This window comes from Rhizobacter sp. P2_G4, from assembly GCF_056403575.1.
Genome location: NZ_JBFUFG010000036.1, coordinates 1 through 1,038, shown reverse-complemented (window position 1 = coordinate 1,038; position 1,038 = coordinate 1). Strand labels below are relative to the sequence as shown.

Annotated in this window: 1 protein-coding gene; it reads left to right on the top strand. The window is 49.6% G+C overall.

Annotated elements, in window-relative coordinates; translation table 11 throughout:
• Window positions 1-190: 190 nt before the first annotated feature.
• Window positions 191-1,038: glycosyltransferase (locus AC1DYS_RS32235; protein WP_477906172.1), on the top strand; the 848-nt coding region annotated here is incomplete at its 3' end.

Sequence of the window (1,038 nt, the reverse complement as noted above, 5' to 3'; positions counted from 1 at the left end):
TAACAAGCCAACTCCAAGTAGACAAAAGACTCGACCTCGTCTTGCTTATCTATCACCGCTCCCTCCCGAGCGCAGCGGAATAAGTGACTATAGCGTTGAGTTGCTTCCGGAATTATCTCGACATTATGTCATTGATATAATATCAACCCACTCGTCGGCCGCGGATCCTTGGATTGTCGCGAACTGCGAAATGCGCTCCATTCAGTGGTTTTTGCAACATCATCGGGAATTTGATAGGATTTTATATCACTTTGGGAATTCACCCTATCATTCCCACATGTTCCCCCTCTTAGAGGCGATTCCGGGCGTAGTCGTGCTACATGACTTCTTTCTGGGACACGTCACATCCTATTTAGACTCAAGCGGGATCGCGCCTAACAAGTGGTCAGACGAGCTATATATTTCGCACGGATACAATTCAGTTATTGAGAAATCGATAAGCGAAGATCCTGACAAAATCGCGTGGAGATACCCTAGCAATTTGTCCGTTATCCAGTCGGCGCTTGGCGTAATAGTGCATTCCAATGAATCAAAGCGGATGGCTGAGACTTGGTATGGTCAAGCCAGCACATTGAATTGGACTGTCGTCCCGCTGTTGCGAGCCGCCCCTTCGGTGAAATCGAGCGGCGGCAAGTCCTTCAAGCAGTCGATTGGCCTTATGGAGGACGATTTCCTTGTCTGTTCATTCGGCATGATTGGACGCAATAAGTTGAACGACCGCCTGCTGGACGCTTGGCTGACTTCAGACCTTGCGAATGACCCCCGGTGCGTACTTGTTTTTGTGGGAGAGAACGAAGGCGGCGACTACGGAGCGTGTATTTCTCAGCGCATTCGAGAAGCGAACGTGCGCAGTCGGATTTTGATTACCGGTTGGATCGACGCAAATGATTATAGGGAGTACTTAGCTGCGGCCGATTTAGGCGTTCAGTTGCGGACACTTTCGCGAGGTGAAACTTCCGCCGCAGTGTTGGATTGCATGAATTTTGGCATTGCAACTATTGCGAACGACCATGGAAGTTTTCGAGACCTCCGTACTGG